General features: G+C 40.1%; 12 protein-coding genes. 5 read left to right on the top strand and 7 right to left on the bottom strand.

Annotated features, from left to right (window positions below; all coding sequences use genetic code 11):
- The first annotated feature begins 569 nt into the window (after positions 1-569).
- Positions 570-1,754, top strand: coding sequence for an MFS transporter (locus AC1RJ8_RS14120; protein WP_492954372.1), 1,185 nt, complete (start codon positions 570-572; stop codon positions 1,752-1,754).
- A 271-nt stretch (positions 1,755-2,025) separates the two neighbouring features.
- Here AC1RJ8_RS14120 and AC1RJ8_RS14115 read toward each other — a convergent pair whose 3' ends face one another.
- The 3 genes from AC1RJ8_RS14115 to AC1RJ8_RS14105 are packed head-to-tail and all read right to left on the bottom strand — an operon-like array spanning position 2,026 to position 4,777.
- Complete coding sequence (locus AC1RJ8_RS14115; protein WP_492954371.1) at positions 2,026-2,604, bottom strand: hypothetical protein; 579 nt, start codon at positions 2,602-2,604, stop codon at positions 2,026-2,028.
- A 24-nt stretch (positions 2,605-2,628) separates the two neighbouring features.
- Positions 2,629-3,687, bottom strand: a complete 1,059-nt coding sequence (locus tag AC1RJ8_RS14110; protein ID WP_492954370.1) for a fatty acid desaturase family protein — start codon at positions 3,685-3,687, stop codon at positions 2,629-2,631.
- A complete protein-coding gene (locus AC1RJ8_RS14105) occupies positions 3,677-4,777 on the bottom strand; it encodes a fatty acid desaturase family protein (protein WP_492954369.1) in 1,101 nt (366 codons plus the stop codon). Before AC1RJ8_RS14105 ends, AC1RJ8_RS14110 begins: the two co-directional genes overlap by 11 nt.
- Before the next feature lie 203 nt (positions 4,778-4,980).
- Between AC1RJ8_RS14105 and AC1RJ8_RS14100 the strand changes: the two genes are divergently transcribed.
- Positions 4,981-5,940, top strand: coding sequence for a hypothetical protein (locus tag AC1RJ8_RS14100; RefSeq protein WP_492954368.1), 960 nt, complete (start codon positions 4,981-4,983; stop codon positions 5,938-5,940).
- A gap of 1 nt (position 5,941) precedes the next feature.
- On the opposite strand, the gene AC1RJ8_RS14095 is transcribed toward AC1RJ8_RS14100, so the two are convergent.
- Both AC1RJ8_RS14095 and AC1RJ8_RS14090 read right to left on the bottom strand, forming a co-directional pair.
- Positions 5,942-8,233: a multicopper oxidase family protein gene (locus AC1RJ8_RS14095; RefSeq protein WP_492954367.1), complete on the bottom strand. Its 2,292-nt coding sequence runs from the start codon at positions 8,231-8,233 to the stop codon at positions 5,942-5,944.
- Positions 8,234-8,248: 15 nt separating this feature from the next.
- Positions 8,249-8,725, bottom strand: a complete 477-nt coding sequence (locus AC1RJ8_RS14090; RefSeq protein WP_492954366.1) for a DUF3347 domain-containing protein — start codon at positions 8,723-8,725, stop codon at positions 8,249-8,251.
- 496 nt (positions 8,726-9,221) lie between these two features.
- Between AC1RJ8_RS14090 and nth the strand changes: the two genes are divergently transcribed.
- Together nth and recA are read left to right on the top strand one after the other, a co-directional pair.
- The gene (gene nth, locus AC1RJ8_RS14085) at positions 9,222-9,887 is read left to right on the top strand and encodes an endonuclease III (RefSeq protein ID WP_492954365.1); all 666 of its coding nucleotides are present in this window, start codon (positions 9,222-9,224) and stop codon (positions 9,885-9,887) included.
- A 135-nt stretch (positions 9,888-10,022) separates the two neighbouring features.
- The gene (gene recA, locus AC1RJ8_RS14080; RefSeq protein ID WP_057935221.1) at positions 10,023-11,036 is read left to right on the top strand and encodes a recombinase RecA; all 1,014 of its coding nucleotides are present in this window, start codon (positions 10,023-10,025) and stop codon (positions 11,034-11,036) included.
- Positions 11,037-11,151: 115 nt separating this feature from the next.
- On the opposite strand, the gene AC1RJ8_RS14075 is transcribed toward recA, so the two are convergent.
- Together AC1RJ8_RS14075 and tsaD are read right to left on the bottom strand one after the other, a co-directional pair.
- Positions 11,152-11,349 carry a hypothetical protein gene (locus AC1RJ8_RS14075; protein ID WP_057930348.1) on the bottom strand — a complete coding sequence of 66 codons (198 nt, stop codon included), beginning with the start codon at positions 11,347-11,349 and terminating at the stop codon, positions 11,152-11,154.
- 249 nt (positions 11,350-11,598) lie between these two features.
- Complete coding sequence (gene tsaD, locus AC1RJ8_RS14070) at positions 11,599-12,600, bottom strand: tRNA (adenosine(37)-N6)-threonylcarbamoyltransferase complex transferase subunit TsaD (RefSeq protein ID WP_492954364.1); 1,002 nt, start codon at positions 12,598-12,600, stop codon at positions 11,599-11,601.
- A 74-nt stretch (positions 12,601-12,674) separates the two neighbouring features.
- On the opposite strand from tsaD, the gene AC1RJ8_RS14065 reads away from it, so the two are divergent.
- On the top strand, positions 12,675-17,105 hold the full coding sequence (locus AC1RJ8_RS14065) for a translocation/assembly module TamB domain-containing protein (RefSeq protein WP_492954363.1): 4,431 nt from the start codon (positions 12,675-12,677) through the stop codon (positions 17,103-17,105).
- Positions 17,106-17,941: the final 836 nt, after the last annotated feature.

Here is a 17,941-nt window from a genome sequence, read left to right as displayed (position 1 = left end):
CGTAGAGACCCTTCGGAACTCTACGGACAGCTCTAACAATGACGGCCGCTCTACTGGAATCTGTCAATAGTAGTAGTACCTCCTATCCGTAGTGTTAAGCGCAGCGTCACTACGGACTATCATATTGAGTTTTCAGATTCAACTTTTAGTTATGAACCAGAAATGAGTCAAAGACTCTTTTCCATAACTCAATCCGTAGAGACCCTTCGGAACTCTACGGACAGCTCCGGGATGCTTTATTATCTTATAACCACCTTTGCACGTCATTAACTCTTTACCCCCTATCCGTAGTGTTAAGCGCAGCGTCACTACGGATTATCATGTTGAGTTTCCAGACTCAACTTTTAGTTATTAACCAGAAACGAGTCAAAGACTCTTTTCCATAACTCAATCCGTAGAGACCCTTCGGAACTCTACGGACAGCTCTAACAATGACGGCCGCTCTACTGGAATCTGTCAATAGTAGTAGTAACTGCAGCTTCCATTCTCCATAAATGGCCTAATTTTTACAATCTCCTAAAACAAAAAGCCTTACCTTTGCATAGTGTAAATTTAACACTAAGTACGCTATGAACAAGAACTTGCTCCCACTCACTTTAGGCGGTTTAGGCATCGGGATAACAGAATTTGTTATGATGGGCCTGCTCCCCGATATCTCAAAAGATTTAACAGTAACCATTCCGCAGGCAGGTCATCTCATTTCTGCATACGCTTTGGGTGTAGTAATCGGCGCACCTTTATTGATCATGATTGCTGGTAAATATCCGCCAAAAATGATATTGATTGCCTTGATGATCATGTTCACTGTATTTAATGCTTTCTCTGCGTTCGCCCCTACTTTTAATACCCTGTTTATTGCCCGGTTGCTTTCGGGTTTACCACACGGTGCATTTTTTGGTGTAGGATCGGTAGTAGCCAGCAGAATAGCCGAAAAAGGGAAAGCAGCACAGGCTGTATCGCTTATGTTTATGGGCCTAACCATCGCCAATATTATTGGGGTACCGCTGGGCACCTTTATTGGCCATAATTTCTCTTGGCGAATATCTTTTGCCGTTGTTGTATTTGTTGGCCTGGTTACTTTGCTAAGTTTAAAATTATGGCTACCAGCGCTAGAAGCAACCAAAAACCGCGATTTAAAAGCAGAACTCAGTTTCTTCAAAAAAAGAGAAGCATGGATCATCATTTTTATGATCTCGATCGGAACGGGTGGCTTATTTACCTGGTACAGTTATATCGCTCCTTTAATGACAGATGTTGCAGGTTTTTCGCCAAATGCAGTAACCTATATATTAATGCTGGCAGGTGTGGGCATGATGTTCGGCAATTATATTGGCGGCCGATTGGCGGATAAATTTTCACCTGCAAAAGCTTCTGCAGCCTTATTGCTCACCATGGTTGTTACCTTAACCATCGTTCACTTCGTATCCGCAAGTCAGCCTTTGGCATTAATTATGACTTTTGTTACCGGCGCCGTATCTTTTGCATTGGCTGCTCCAATACAGATGTTAATGATCCAGAGTGCCAAAGGCTCCGAAATGCTGGCCGCATCTGCAAGTCAGGCGAGTTTTAATATCGGCAATGCTTTAGGCGCATTCTTCGGCGGGCTTCCACTGGTTTATGGCTTCGATTATACTTCGCCAGCTTATGTTGGTGCGGCTATGGCTTTGGTTGGTGCTTTTTTTGCATTTTGGCTGATCAAAAGTAACCAGGGGCTAACCGAACAGGTTAAAGTACCTGCTGCTTCTTTTCATTAAAAATATTCGTCATTGCGAACGAAGCGGTGTTGTGTGATGGGGGTGAAGCAATTTATAATATTGCATTTTTTTGGAAAACATAGGTTAGTGCAAGAAAAAATTGTCAGTCCTGCTGTCCGCTAAAGCCTCGCAGAAAAAGCTCGGGCTATCGCTCCCATCAGGTTTAAAATGAAAGGTCATGCCGTTAATTAAAAACCCAGTGCGCCATTTTTGAATGAGTGAATGAGAAAATCTAAATCATTCGCTCATTCGAAACTCAATCATTCAATAATCACTTCACTCTGTCTCTCAAACGCCCAAAGGTAGCACCCACCGAAAAGCCACAAAAGCTATTTGCGCTATTGAGATTTGCACTTATTCCAAGGGTTAACGCTGCAGCCCTCCCAACCAAAAAACTGGTCCTTACTTCTATCGGAATGCCAATAGTTCGGGTGGTAACAATTTCATAAACATCATGATCAAACAGGCAAAACATAGACTTACAGGTATTGTACAAAAATGCACCTCTTGATATCTGCTCCGTAAATGCCAGCCCTGCACCAAGCTTGATGTTGATATAGCGTTCGAAACTATAACTTTTGCCTACAGTAATCCCAACATCAGAAATACTGGGATTAGGCCTATCTCCAAAAAGCTCGAATTCCGAAATACCCGATGATTTAAAAGCAATATAATTGGTTTTACGCTGCAAATAAAGATGAAGCTCACCGTAACCACCATCTTCAGTTCCCTTACCTCCGCTCAAACCTACACCATAGTAAAATTTATGATTTTGGTGTAAGGTATCCTGCTGTGCTGATGCATCTATAAACAGTAGCAAACAAAAACATATCAATAAATATTTCATCATGTTTAATTTAGATGAGCATGAGGACTATGCAGCAACTCCCATTCTTTTAAGCAGCTTTAAATGAGATTTTATCCCACCCAAATAACTGGTACAATTGGGTGTTATCCCATTCTCATTTAACATTTCGTATAATATTTTACTGATCTGCGGATAATACACATGATGGTAGTGCGGGAATAGATGATGGGCGATATGATTATTAAAACCACCCAAAATAAAGTTTGCCGTTTTACTAAAAGGATGCATATCGTTCGAGCTTTTTATCTGGTTCATCAGCCACGAAGCATTGATATAACCCTGCACATCTGCTTGAGGGTACTGCGTTTCCTCAACATGGTGTGTCATAAAAAATGTAAACAGCAAAAACAGCGATTGGCTTAAATGCATCATCAAAAAACCAAATGCTACCACGTACCATTGCTGACCAGAAAAAAGTAAGGGTAGCACCAGCAATAAACCAATATAGATTGATTTTTGAAGCGCAAAAGACAAATAATATTTAAAGCCTTTTTTAACCGCAAAGCCATCATTACCAAAAAGAATCACAAAATCTTTAATAAAAATCCAGAACAGGGAATAGGTAGTATAAGCTAATGGTGCATACAGGTGTTGGTACGCATGAAACCAATAATATTTGCTATCCGGCACCACACGGATCAACTTCGATATTTTAAGGTCCGAATCATAGTCTTCTACATTTGGCGCATAATGATGTGAATTAACATGGCGCAGTTTCCAGGCTTCGGCATGTGCACCAACCAATGTATAAATAGCCACAAAGCAGATATGGTTAAGCCGCCTGCTCTTAAAAATGGTATTGTGCGAAAAATCGTGCGAGAAGTTAAAGGCAAAGAGCAATGCAATAAAACCATATACCATAAAACAGCCAATAAAACCAATTGGGTTAACCGTACGGTATAAAGCTAAATAGGCCAATAAGGTGAGCAAGAAATACACAAGGAATTTAAGCGCTATTATCCGCATAAAAGCAGATTTATTAGCTACTACTTCTTGACTAACGCGTTTGTATATCGCTTTTAACAACTGACTATCAGCCGCTACATAAATATGTTTATCCTTCATATCTCATCGGGATTAAGTGTTCACTTTTGCCCATCATTTTCAAAAACCTGAAATGTGAGGTTAAAGATTCGCCGTACGACATTTCCATATAAGTAAGCTTGTGCTTTTTAGCCAGCGCTTTAAAAACCGGAATAATGTCAGGGTAGTGCACATGGCAAACGTTCGGAAGCAGGTGGTGTACCGCATGGGCATTAAAGCCGCCAAGTGTCCAGTTAAGAAATTTACTTTCTGCATGATAATCTATAGAAGTAAGCAACTGCAGTTTGGGCCAGCTCATATTCAATTTATTACCTTTATCAGGTACAGGATGAGATACATAATCTGATAAATGTGCCACGCCTAATACCGCTACAAACAGCAGAGAAATAATAAAATGGTTCAGCAGGAAAGCCACCAGAACTACTGCCCAACCGAAAGGCAACAGGTAAATAGGCAAAACGATCATATATCCTATATACAAGAGTTTATATACCACCAGCTTTACCACTTCAATGCGGGGAATCTCTATTTTAATGGTACGGCTCGATAAATTGAACAACATCAGGGTTTCCCTAAAAAAGAACCAGTTAATCGAATAAAAGAGGTATAGAAATGGTGCATATATAAACTGATACCGATGGTACCCTTTTAAAGGCTGCGATTCGGTCATCCTAAACAGCGGATTGTTCAGCACATCAATATCACTACCTTCTATATTGGTATATAAATGGTGCGATTCGTTATGGTTTTTACCCCACACATAGGCATTATTGCCCTGCAGGTTAAAACTCAACGAAAACAACAGCTGGTTCCAGAACTTACTTTTAACCGCCACACCATGGGCGGCATCATGCGAAACATTAAAAGCGGTTAACAAAACCGACAGTCCCATCAGCAGGTAAAAAACATAGAATGTCCACACCCCATGGCTGGTAATCATCAAGACGTAAAACAGGATATCCAATCCGAAATACAGGAAAATCTTGAAGAACATTTTTGCATTGCCGGTTTTCCTCAATCCAGTTTGAATAAAATATTGTTCTATCTGCTCGTTTAATTCTTTGTAGAATTCGGAGCCTTCATCTTTTATAAATCTTAATTTGTTCATCATAGTGCGTTTTAATTCCTAATCAAATCTAAAACATCGACCAAACTGCAATTAACCTTAAAGATTATAAACGAATAAATAATTATTTTTAAAAGAAAATAAAAACCACCTGCCTCTGATTATAAATTATATTGCCTAATTTAATCTGAAGTAATAATCCAATTGATTATTAAAAAACCTTATATTCCCTTAAAAAATTAATCTTTATGGATAATCAACAGGCATTATTTTTCCAGGCCATCAGATCAGCCCTGCCCGAATACCAGAACCTGGCGCTGAGTGTAGCCGAGGAGTTAGGAATAAGCACGAATGAGGCCTATAAGAAAATCAGGGGCGACAGCAACCTTACTTTTCAGCAGATCATCAAGCTTTCTGATTGTTTCGATGTTCCGTTTCTGTACAGCCCAAAACAATCGTTATCGGTTACTTTTAGTTATTTAAGTGTAAATGAAGATTTAGATATGATTGGCTATCTCCGAAATTTATTGGACAATATAAAAGCCATCAAAAACAGCAATAAGAAACACATCACCATTACGACCGACGATATTCCTTTATTTCATTTTTTCAAGTATCCTGAACTCACCAGCTTTAAACTGTTCTTTTGGGCAAACAGTGCGAATAACCTCAAAACGCCGTTTAGCTCTTCATTTCTGTCAGATGAAATTATTAAAATTTCACAGGAGCTGCATGCCACTTATCTGGAAATACCAAGCACCGAAATATGGTCTAAGGATACTGTAACAGGCACACTCGAACAGATCAGGTATGCATTCGAAGCCGGGCACCTTTCCGATACCGGGCTGGCCGTGAAAATTGTAGAGCAGGTACGGTATTGCCTTACCGATATGAATATGTACGCCATTAGCAGCAAAAAAACCATCGACCCTAACCATACCTTTAACTGGTACAATTGTGATGTATTGGGAAGCATCGCTTACCTCGTCGATTTTAAAGACCGCATGGCCTGTTACAACAGGTTTAATACCTTTAATTATTTAAGAACCGAAGACCAGGCCTACTGCAAACAAACCAAACAATGGATGCAGGGCCTGATTATGAAATCGGTTTCTTTTAGCGGTCAGGGCGAAAAACACCGCAATAAATATCTGTATAATGCCTTTGCCGAATGCGACAAGTTGTTGAGGGAGATTACTAATGGTTAGATCAATAATTAAGTGTTAAACCAGCGCCGAACCCCATATCGCTATCATAGTGGGCAGAAATACCCATGTATTTAGTGGTAATAAACTTAAGTCCGCCCATAAATTCTTTATCGCTGTTTACCATAAAGCTTGCCCTTAATCGCTTAGAAACCGGTATATCTTCCCGCATCAACTGCAAGCGAACATTACCATCGTGGTACACTTCTGCCTGCGCTATTACTAACATGGGCAAGGTGTAGGCAAGCCCTACACTAAACATACTTCTTTTATCCTTTGTGCTTTTCTGGCCAAAAATATTGGTTTCGAGTTCGCTAGCTTCCATTTTCCGATAGCGCCAATCGAACCCAACAAAAGGCATTAGCCACTGCATCCGGTCTATATACCGGCCAATATGGGTTTCGGTTTCAAAGCCATGCATTTTATTGTAACCTAAGCGCCATTCGGCGCCAATGCTCCATCGCGTATTTGCCAACATGGCCATGCCGTCGTTTCCGTTGCTGGCAAAATCGTTTTCGGCCATAAAATGAAACATCCTGTCATCGGCAAAAAGTTTTCGCTGTGCCAATTTAGGGTTTGGGATTTCGGGGTTTAACGGTGAGTTTTCATAGCTGAAAATTTTACCCATTCCGCTCATCATGTGGTATAAAATATGGCAGTGAAAAAACCAATCGCCACTTTCTGAAGCACTAAACTCAATGGTATCGCGCTCCATGGGCATGATATCGAGTACATTTTTTAAAGGTGCATAATCGCCCTGACCATTAATTACCCTAAAATCGTGCCCATGCAGGTGCATAGGGTGCCGCATCATACTATTGTTATATAAAATGATCCGCAGATTTTCGCCCTTTTTGATGAGGATTTTATCCTCTTCAGAGATGGTTTTATTATCTAAAGTCCAAACATAACGGTTCATATTGCCCGTTAACTGAAACTCCATTTCACGGGTTGGGGCTTTAGGTAAAATCGTTTTCTCAGGCGAGCGCAACATATCGTAGTTTAATGTTGTTATCGGACCTTTCATGCCTTTGTCATTACCCATATCATGGCCCTGATGTTCATCCGAAGCAACCGTATCTGTCCCGGCATCATCCAGTTCAGCATACATTACGGTATTCATATCCATCACCTGGTTCTGCATTTTCATGCCTTCCATCTGTACCAGATTACCGTTCATATCCATCATTTCGTTCATCATTTTCATGCCTTCGAAATATTTCAGTTTGGGTAGTTTTTGAGCCGGCACTTTTTCTCCATTGCCAAGCCATAGGGAAGCAGATTGGGTACGGTCTTCGGGTGTTACCAAAAACTGGTAACTTTTATTTTCGGGGATGGTTACCATTACATCATAGGTTTCGGAAACGGCAATAATCAGCCGGTCTACTTCTACCGGCGTTACATCGTTACCATCATTGGCCACTACCGTTATTTTACCACCCGCATAAGTGAGCCAAAAATAAGTAGATGCCCCGCCGTTAGCAATTCGCAACCTTACCTTGTCGCCTGCTTTGAGCTTGTTTGGCACCTGATACTGATTTTTTCCGTTTACTAAAAATGCTTCGTAGTACACATCACTCACATCCATGGCGGTCATCCGTTTCAGTTCGTTGGTGAGTTTGGTTTTGAAGTGCCCGCCTTTTATGGCTTCAGCGTAACTTTGTGTGGTACCTTTTTTTATCGCGAACCAGTCATTGGCATTGTGCAATCGCCTGTCAACTTCGTGGGGCATCATATTTGTCCACTCGCTCAAAACAACAGGTACTGTAGGTATAGCGGGCTCTTTTCTTTTGTTTAAGATCATTGCACCGTACATTCCAATCTGCTCCTGCAGGCCCGAATGGCTATGGTACCAATGGGTACCGTTCTGTATAATAGGAAAACGGTAAACATGGGTTTTATTGGGTTCAATAGGCATTTGGGTTAAATAAGGAACCCCGTCATATCGATTAGGGAGAAACAGCCCGTGCCAATGCAAGGAGGTTGACTCTTTTAGCCTGTTGTGCACATGTATTTCTGCTGTATCGCCCTCGGTAAAGGTTAGCGTTGGCATGGGTATTTGCCCATTCACCGCAATGGCTCTTTTAGGCTTCCCCCCAAAAGTTACGGTTGTATCGGCAACATATAAATCATAGCGCACAACCCTTGGCGAGCTGTTGCTACCTAAAGTTTCTGCATCACTTGCTTTCTGGGGCGCTTTTTTGGGGTCAGCTGCTTTTACCTCGTTGTGCTGATGTTGGCCAAAAGCAAAACTACTAAGCAAAATACTAAGGCAACAAACTAAAATAAACTTCATTTTGTAGCGTGTGTTTTATTTAAGTACTTCGGCAACCTTACCACAAGTTAACATTTTATTACCGTAATATGGATTTTTTATCGCCTCGCCTTCACTTAACCAATAGCTTTTCTTCATCGGACAATAAGCATAATAAACAGGCTTATCGTTAAGTTTTACTGCTTTTACCAAGGCATAAAAATCGGTTGATAAAGAAGTAAAATGATCTCTTTGATGTTCGATATCTTTACTCTCGGCAATGTGCTCGGCATCAAATAATATTTTATCGCGCAATACTTTCGAAGCGTTCGTTTTTTCGTTGGCTTTTATCGCATTAATTAATGCAGTAGCCTTGGTTCCAGTCACGCCTGCATTGCTGCTAATTAAGGCATCTTTAACTTCGTAATAAGCCTGTAAAGGGTTAACCGCTGCTGCTTTTTCCTGTGCTGTTACACTGCCAGCCATAATTAGTACAATAACCTGGATCGTACATAATTTAAATAAAGTTTTCATTGTGTGTTTAAATTTTAAACAAAACTAGCGGTATGGCCTTTCCGGATGTTATACTTTTACCGGAAATGTTTATATAATTATCGCTCTACAGTTGGGCTACGGGGTTGGCGTTAAGCGGTTGGCGTGGATTGAGTAATTCAAACAATTAACCTCTATAAGTAAAGGTCCTTCGACTAAGCTATCATTGACAGTCCCAATAGAAAGATCGTCATTGCGAGGAGGAACGACGAAGCAATCTTTCATATTAGTGATCCTTGCTAGAAAGATTGCTTCGTCGGCTGAAAAAGCCTTCTCGCAATGACGATAATCTGAGGAGATTTATTTTCTTTAAATCCCCCTATCATTTATATTGTATATTGATTTTTATACAATAATTAACCCTCAGGATGGCAAACCACAGTTTTACCGCATGCCTCTTCCACCCCTCATCTTGCATACCCCACCCTCATCTTCCATTTAACATATTACATTTTCCATCTTTAACTTATATTTGCACATGCTTAAAAAAGAACGCTACAAACTTTTTGTAGAACATTTTTCTGCCAAGCAGCCTGATGCAGAAACCGAGTTACATTATCATAATCCCTACCAGCTTTTAGTAGCCGTAATCCTATCTGCACAGTGCACAGATAAAAGGGTAAACATGGTAACCCCTGCACTTTTTCAACGGTTCCCTAATGCCAAAGCGCTGGCCGAAGCTACGCCCGATATTGTTTTCGACTATATCAGAAGCATCAGTTATCCTAACAATAAGGCAAAACACCTGGTGGGTATGGCCAATATCCTGCTTAACGAATTTAACGATGTAGTGCCTTCGGGCATTGACGACTTACAGAAAATGCCAGGTGTTGGCCGCAAAACCGCCAATGTAATTGCCTCGGTAATTTACAATGCACCGGCAATGGCGGTTGATACCCATGTTTTCCGTGTGGCCAACCGTTTGGGTTTAACCAATGGTAAAACCCCCTTGGCGGTTGAAAAAGATTTAGTTAAAAATCTTCCCGAGCACGATATCCACATTGCACACCACTGGCTTATTTTGCACGGACGTTACGTTTGTGTGGCCCGAAGCCCCAAATGCGATGTTTGTGAAACTACCTACATGTGCAGGTACTTCGAACGTTTGACCGCACAAAACGAAAGAGATAAATTAAAAGCTTAAAAAATTATTTTCATTTTACTATTGACATTAGCTAAAAAACATTTACCTTAGCTAAATATATTAGTATTATAAATATCAACATTTAAGTATATTAGCCGATAATCGATTATATTTACGCAATCAATGAAAAAAGAAATGAGCACTGCAAATCCAGATAAATTAAAAGCCCTACAACTTACTTTAGATAAGCTAGAGAAATCTTACGGTAAAGGTACCATCATGAAACTCGGCGATTCTGCCATTGAACCGATAGATTTTATTTCTACAGGTTCAATCAGTTTAGATATTGCTTTAGGTATTGGCGGTATTCCAAAAGGCCGGGTAATTGAAATCTATGGTCCGGAATCTTCCGGTAAAACAACTTTAGCAACACATATTATTGCCGAAGCACAGAAAAAAGGTGGTATTGCTGCTTTTATCGATGCAGAGCATGCCTTTGATCAGTTTTATGCAAAGAAATTAGGTGTAGATACCGATAACCTTTTAATCTCTCAACCCGATAATGGTGAGCAGGCATTAGAAATTGCCGATAACTTAATCCGCTCGGGTGCTATTGATGTAATTGTAATTGACTCTGTTGCGGCTTTGGTTCCTAAAAGTGAAATTGAAGGCGAAATGGGCGACAGTAAAATGGGTTTACATGCCCGTTTAATGAGTCAGGCATTACGTAAATTAACCGGTACAATTTCGAAAACCGGATGTTGCTGTATTTTCATTAACCAGTTACGTGATAAAATTGGTGTAATGTTCGGCAACCCTGAAACCACAACCGGAGGTAATGCATTGAAATTTTATGCATCGGTACGTTTAGATATCCGTCGTATTTCACAGATCAAAGATTCTGACGAAGTTTCCGGTAACCGCGTTAAAGTAAAAATTGTTAAAAATAAAGTGGCTCCGCCTTTCCGTATTGCAGAATTTGATGTGATGTTTGGCGAAGGTATTTCTAAAAACGGTGAGATTATCGACTTAGGTGTTGATTTTGGCATCATCAAAAAAGCAGGATCATGGTTCTCTTACGGAGATACCAAACTTGGGCAGGGTAGAGATGCCGTAAAACAATTGTTGAGCGACAACCCTGAACTGGCAGAAGAATTAGAAATTAAGATCAAAGCCGAAGTAACCGGCGATAAATTGGCTGAGAAATAAGCCCGTCTTAATTCAATAACATTAAAACGCCCTGCTAAATTAAATTTTAGCAGGGCGTTTTGCTTTATATGTTATCATATTTTATAGCGCAGACCTCTATTGAAAGACACGGTTATTAGTTCTGACTAAAAATGGCACTAAAATCTTTGGTTACATATACAATTACCAAAAGCGCCGCAATAACTAAAGCCCCTAAAATAATCACGCCCCAACTCCCTTTTAGTTTGTTTTTGTCATTTCTGATCAACCAATATAAAATACCGATTAGCGGTATCGCGCAAACAATCCAAAATATTAACGATGCTCCAGTCATATATATAAATTCAATTTAAACAATTCTCTTTGCCAGTTTTCAATTGGCGGTTTACAGTTTTTTGCCACGGAAGCACAGAAACACGGAGATACATTGCGTTAACCACCGTAATAAGATTGCTTCGTTCCTCGCAATGAAGAACGAGGGAATTAACCAGTTTTCAGTTGCCAGTTTACTGCTAACAGTTAACTAATCCAGTCAATTAACCATAAACTATTGACCAATGAACCAATAACCAATGAACCAAAACTAAAACTCCATCCTCGCCATTGGCGAAACATCCTGCCCCACAAAATCCTTTTTCAGGTATTTCTGGTAACCTGCAATGGCAATCATGCCCGCATTATCGGTACAGTATTGAAAAGCGGGGATATAAACCTTCCAGCCCAGTTCGTCGGCAGTTTGCTGTAATCCATTTCTTAAGCCAGAGTTTGCCGAAACGCCTCCTGCAATAGCAATTTCATTAATTCCGTATTGTTTTGCCGCTTTCTTCAATTTATTCAGTAAAATCTGCACAATGCTATGTTGAACCGATGCACAAATATCATCTAAATTTTCGGCAATAAAATTAGGGTTCTCTTTTTCCTGCTTCCTGATAAAATACAGGATAGAAGTTTTAAAACCGCTAAAGCTAAAATTCAGATCGGCAATTTGCGGTTCGGCAAATTTAAAGGCCAAAGGATTTCCATGTTGTGCATGTTTATCGATCAGCGGCCCTCCCGGATAAGGTAAGGCCAGTAACTTAGCAGTTTTATCAAAAGCTTCACCAGCTGCATCATCTAATGTTTCGCCAATTATTTCCATATCAAAGTAATCCTTTACCAGCACAATCTGCGTGTGCCCACCCGAAACGGTTAAACAGATAAATGGAAAACCTGGCTTAGGATCATCAATAAAGTGCGCTAAAATGTGCGCATGCATATGATTGACAGAAATTAAAGGTATATTTAAAGCTAATGCGAAAGATTTTGCAAAAGAAACACCAACCAGCAACGATCCTAAAAGACCGGGGCCACGTGTAAAAGCGACCGCATTAATGTCCTGTTTTGTAACTTTAGCATTAATCAAAGCTTGTTGTACGGCAGGCACAATATTTTGTTGATGTACCCTTGAAGCTAATTCAGGTATAACACCACCATAATTTTGATGAATTGTTTGGTTTGCAATAACATTGGCAGTAATTTTGCCGTTGTTACAAATAGCAACGGATGTATCATCGCAAGAAGACTCGATAGCAAGTATAACAGACAAATTATTAATATTTAAGCTGCAAAATTATTAAAAAACTATTTAAAATACTCCTTTGGGTAATCGCATCAATAATCTTGCTGCTTGCGCTTCTTATTTTTTCGCTACAATTTAAGCCTGTTCAAACTTATTTTGCGCAGAAGGCTGCCGCATATTTATCTAAAGAGCTTAAAACCACCGTATCAATCAAGAGTCTCTACATCAAACCATTTAAATCTATTGTACTCGAAGATTTATTGGTTTTAGATTTACAAAAAGACACTTTACTAAGCACGCCGCAATTTATGGTGGATATTAATCAACTATCCATTGATAAAAAGATCATCGATATTAATACCGTTCAAATTAACAACGGGCAGTTTTTCCTAAAGGATTTCAAAGATAAGTCTTCTAATCTCGATTTCATTATAAACTACTTCGATTCTGGTAAACCTACTGTAAAGAAAAAGAAAAGCAAACCATACGATATTAATATTGGCCGCATTATCCTAAATAAATTTGCTTTCAGGTATATCAACTACAGGGCAAAAGATACTGTTCAGGGTAAAAGTGTAAACTTCGAAAACGTAAGTGTTAAAGAGTTGAGCGGAATTTTTGAAGGGCTCGATACCAAAAACCATTTGATTAAAACCAATATTAAAAACCTCACTTTTAAAGAGCGTAGTGGGTTTTACCTTAAAAACCTAACGGCTGAAACAACCATTGATAGTAATGCCATCGAGCTGAAAAACCTATTGCTGGAAACCAATCAGAGCCGTTTAACCGATTACTACCAGATGCGGTTTAAAAGTTATAAAGACTTTAACCATTATATAGATAATGTGCGGATGAAGGCCATTTTTAAAGATAGCCATATCAGTTCGAGAGACGTTGCTTTTTTTGCGCCAGAAATGAACACCATGAAACTTGATCTGGATGTTGATGGCCAGATTACTGGTTTAGTGAACAACCTTAAAGCCAAAAAACTATCGTTAAAAACCGGAAGGGCCACACATATTAAAGGCGATTTTATTTTAAAGGGACTGCCAAAATGGAAAGAGACCTTTATGGATCTCAACATTGAAATGGCGGGCACAAATAAAACCGATCTGGATGAGGTGCTGGCCGGCATTACCAACAGTAAAAAGAAAATTGTTCCGGTAATTGTAAACAAATTCGGCAACATTAACTTTAACGGAAGTTTTACCGGTTTCCAGAACGACTTTATTGCTTACGGTGAGTTTAAAACCAAACTTGGCCGTATTGTTTCGGATGTGAACATGAAAATCGATAAAAACGATGTTCCGTCTTATACCGGGAACGTAAAAACCTACGATTTTAACCTGGGCAACCTGATTGACGAAAAAAGCCTTGGCCGTATCAGCTCCTCGCTCTATGTTAAGGGCCGTGGTACCGAGCTTAAAGACTTAACCGAGAAGATAAATGGTGATGTAGACTATATCGACTTTAACAATTACCGTTACCATAATGTGAAGATTGATGGAACCTTTAACAAAAAGTATTTCGATGGCAAACTGAGCATTAACGACCGTAACGTTAAACTGGTTTTTGATGGCGGGGTAAACCTGAACCCTAAACTACCTGTATTTAACTTTAATGCCACTATTTCTAAAGCCAGATTGAAGGCTTTAAAGCTACTGAAAGATTCGTTGCAGGTTGATGCTAAATTTACGACCAATTTCTCGGGCACCAACCTGAACAATATATCGGGTAAATTATTAATTGAAGAAATCAGGCTGCAAAATCCGAAAGGTGTCTATAGCGTAGATTCGGTACAGTTAATGGCCGCAGGAACGGGCGCCAGCCGCGTACTCGATATCCGGTCGGACATTTTAGATGCCAGCATTAAAGGTGAGTACGATTTAAATTCTATTGTTTCTTATTACAAGGCCATCGCCAAAACGTATATCCCTTCGTTAAAGGCCGATATTATCAAATACAAAAACCAGATTTTTCAGTTCAACCTAAAGGTTAAAAAGTTCGAACCGCTGGCGCAGATATTTGCACCGGGTTTAGAATTAGAAGAAGGTGCTACGGTAACCGGCGATTTCGATTCGCGCAACAATACCGCAACGCTGAACGGTTTTGTTAAGAAACTAAAGTACAATGGTATAGTGGTAAACAACATCATCCTCGATGAAAATACAACCACACAACAGCTTCAACTGATTGTAACCTCAGATCGGGTGCAGATTAACGACAGTTTGTTTATTAAAGATGTAAACATTTCCAACATCCTGCGGAACGACAGTTTGGCTTTCAACGTAAAAATGTCGAACGCCGAAGAGGACAATCAGCTCGATTTAAACGGCCTGGTAGAGTTTACTAAAAACCAGGATACTACAGCAAGGCTAAGCGTATTGCCCTCTATATTAAAAATCAACAACGAGGAGTGGCGCATCCAGGAGAAGGTACGTATTGTGCTCAACAATGGTAAAACCGAGATCAGTAATTTCGATTTAACCAACGGAAAGCAGCAGGTTATAATTGATGGATTAATTTCAGAAGACCCTAAAGATTTAATTAGTGTTGGTTTTAAAGATTTCAACCTAAAAACCCTGAACCCTTTTACCAAAGGCTTTGGTGTTAAACTGGGCGGAAACCTGAACGGCACAACCGATCTGTACGGCATATTAAAAGCACCGAGGGTAACCGACGATTTAAAGATCGATTCGTTAAACTTTAACGATATCTATATCGGCACTTTAACCGATACCTCATCTTACAGCAACGAGAGCAAAAAAATCAACGTATTTACCCGCATCATGGCCGACGATTCGGAGACTTTTAAACTGACCGGAAATCTCGATCTAAAAGAAAAAGAAATCGACCTTGCTGTAAAAATGGATGAAAGCAAGCTTACTATTCTTGAGCCTTTCGTTAAACAACTGGTATCGAATTTAAAAGGGAACATCTCTGCCGATTTAACGGTTAAAGGAAAATTCGAAAAGCCAGAAATTAACGGAACAGTAGCGCTAGATAAAGGCCAGCTCATGGTAAACTACCTCAAAACCACTTATGTAATTACCGATGATGTGGAAATAAATAACAGCGTAGTTCAACTCGGCGATTTTGAGCTTAAGGACCTGGAAGGCCATGAGGCTACTGCACGCGGCACTGTCGATTTAAACGACATTAACTACCCTACATTGAAAGTAACGGTAAATGCAAACAGTTTAATGGCCTTAAACACTACCGCGAAAGACAATTCGGTATACTACGGCCGTGCTTATGGCACAGGTGTATTTACGTTTACCGGGCCTACCAATAAAATGAAAATCGATATCAAGGCAAAAACGGAGAAAGGAACTGTGTTTAACCTGCCTTTAAACAGTTCGGAAACCATATCGGATAAAGATTTCATTAATTTTGTAAGCCGCGATTCGACCGTTCTGGTTAAGAAAAAGACCAACTTTGATGGCCTGACCCTAACCTTTAAATTAACCATCGACCCGAATACCACAGCGAATATATTTACTACCCTGGGCAATTTAAGTGGCAAGGGTAATGCAGAGCTGAACTTAAACATCAACAGTTTCGGCGATTTCGAAATGTCTGGCGATTATATCATCGAGACCGGAAGTTTCGATTTTACGGCCCAGGAGGTCATCAACAAAAAATTCGAAATCAGGCAAGGTGGAACCATCCGCTGGACGGGTAACCCTACGGCCGCACAGATTAACTTAAAAGCAGTATATGCTTTGAGGGCAAGTTTGAACGACCTTTACAAAGCAGCCAACCGCGATGCCAGTAGTAATGCCAACCAAAGGGTAAATACCGAGGTTGAGATGGGCTTAACAGGTTTACTCTTAAAACCAGATATCAAACTTGATATTAACTTCCCCGCTCAGCCTTCTATCAAAGAAGAACTGCAAACCTATTTCAGCGATCAGAACAACCTGAACCTACAGGCTTTCAGTTTAATTATCAGAAGAAGTTTTGCCCCTGGAAACGGAGGAGAATCGATCGGGAACCAGCTCAGTTCTACCGCAGCCAGTACAGCTACCGAGTTGGTATTTAACCAGTTTAACAATGTACTTTCTTCATTAAACTTAAACTTTGTCGATCTGAATGTACGCTCCTTGAGCGAGGCCAATGCATCGTTCAAATTCTTTAGCGATCGTTTAATTATCAACGCAGGTATTGTAGACCGGAACAGTGTGAACGATTTTACGGTTATCGATTTCTCTAAAGACAACGTAGGCAGAGAGGTTGAGGCCCTTTTCTTAATTAAAAAAGATGGAAGCTTAACCATTAAGGCCGCAAATAAACCACCTACACAACAAAGCATCTTCCTTAACAGCGGGATTAGCTCAACGGCAAACGTAACTTCTTTTGGTTTGGTGTATACCCAACAGTTTGATACGTTTAAAGAGTTTATCCAGAAAATTTCTGGTGCTTACCGTCGGAATTTAAAGCGGAAACAAAGCCAGGCGCCTGTTAAAACAAATAAATCGATCAATAAAGAAGCGATTATCAATCAGAGTAAAGGGAACCAACGGAGGTAGAGGGGTTCATTGGTCAATAGTTCATTGGTCATTGGTTCAAGCGAGGGTGTCATTCTTCCTCGTACGTCATCCGATAGTAATAGGATGCGAGGAGGAACGACGGCCTGCCCGGCAATGCCATTATTCTAAAAATCGGCGTCATCTCGATCGGAGCAACGCGTAGTGGAGAGATCTGTGGACTATATTTTACCTACCGGTTGGTGTCCCACCGGAATGACACACACTGCAGATTGACGCATAAATAAGAAATTAACCCGGATTATGGCGGTCGTCATTCCCGCGCAGGCGGGAATCTTAATGCGTATTGCATTATAGTCTTTACCTATCGGTTGGTGTCCCACCGACCGAAACTTAAAAACATCCTGACCACGAAGCAGCTATTAGACCACTGAAAACAATAAACACAACTAATAAAACAAATCCGATAGCTATCGGATCAGCATGACGAACGCCTAGATTAGAAGCGATAAAAAGCAGATACATACTGCTAATATTAATCGAAATCAGGTTATAAAGATCCTGAAACAAGCTCAGGAGGACGAACGCCCTTGGAATGACGCCCGATTTTTAAATAGATTTCTCCACTCCGTTACACTCCGGTCGAAATGACGATTATACGCAAAGGTTGGAAAAAATCTATTTATCTATCGGTTGGTGTCCCACCGACCGAAACTTAAAAACATCCTGACCACGAAGCAGCTATTAGGCCACTGAAAACAATAAACACAACTAATAAAACAAATCCGATAGCTATCGGATCAGCATGACGAACGCCTAAATTAGAAGCGATAAAAAGCAGATACATACTGCTAATATTAATCGAAATTAGGTTATAA

This window comes from Pedobacter sp. GW822-FHT03F06, from assembly GCF_058801365.1.
This window is presented reverse-complemented; position numbering and strand designations above follow the sequence as displayed.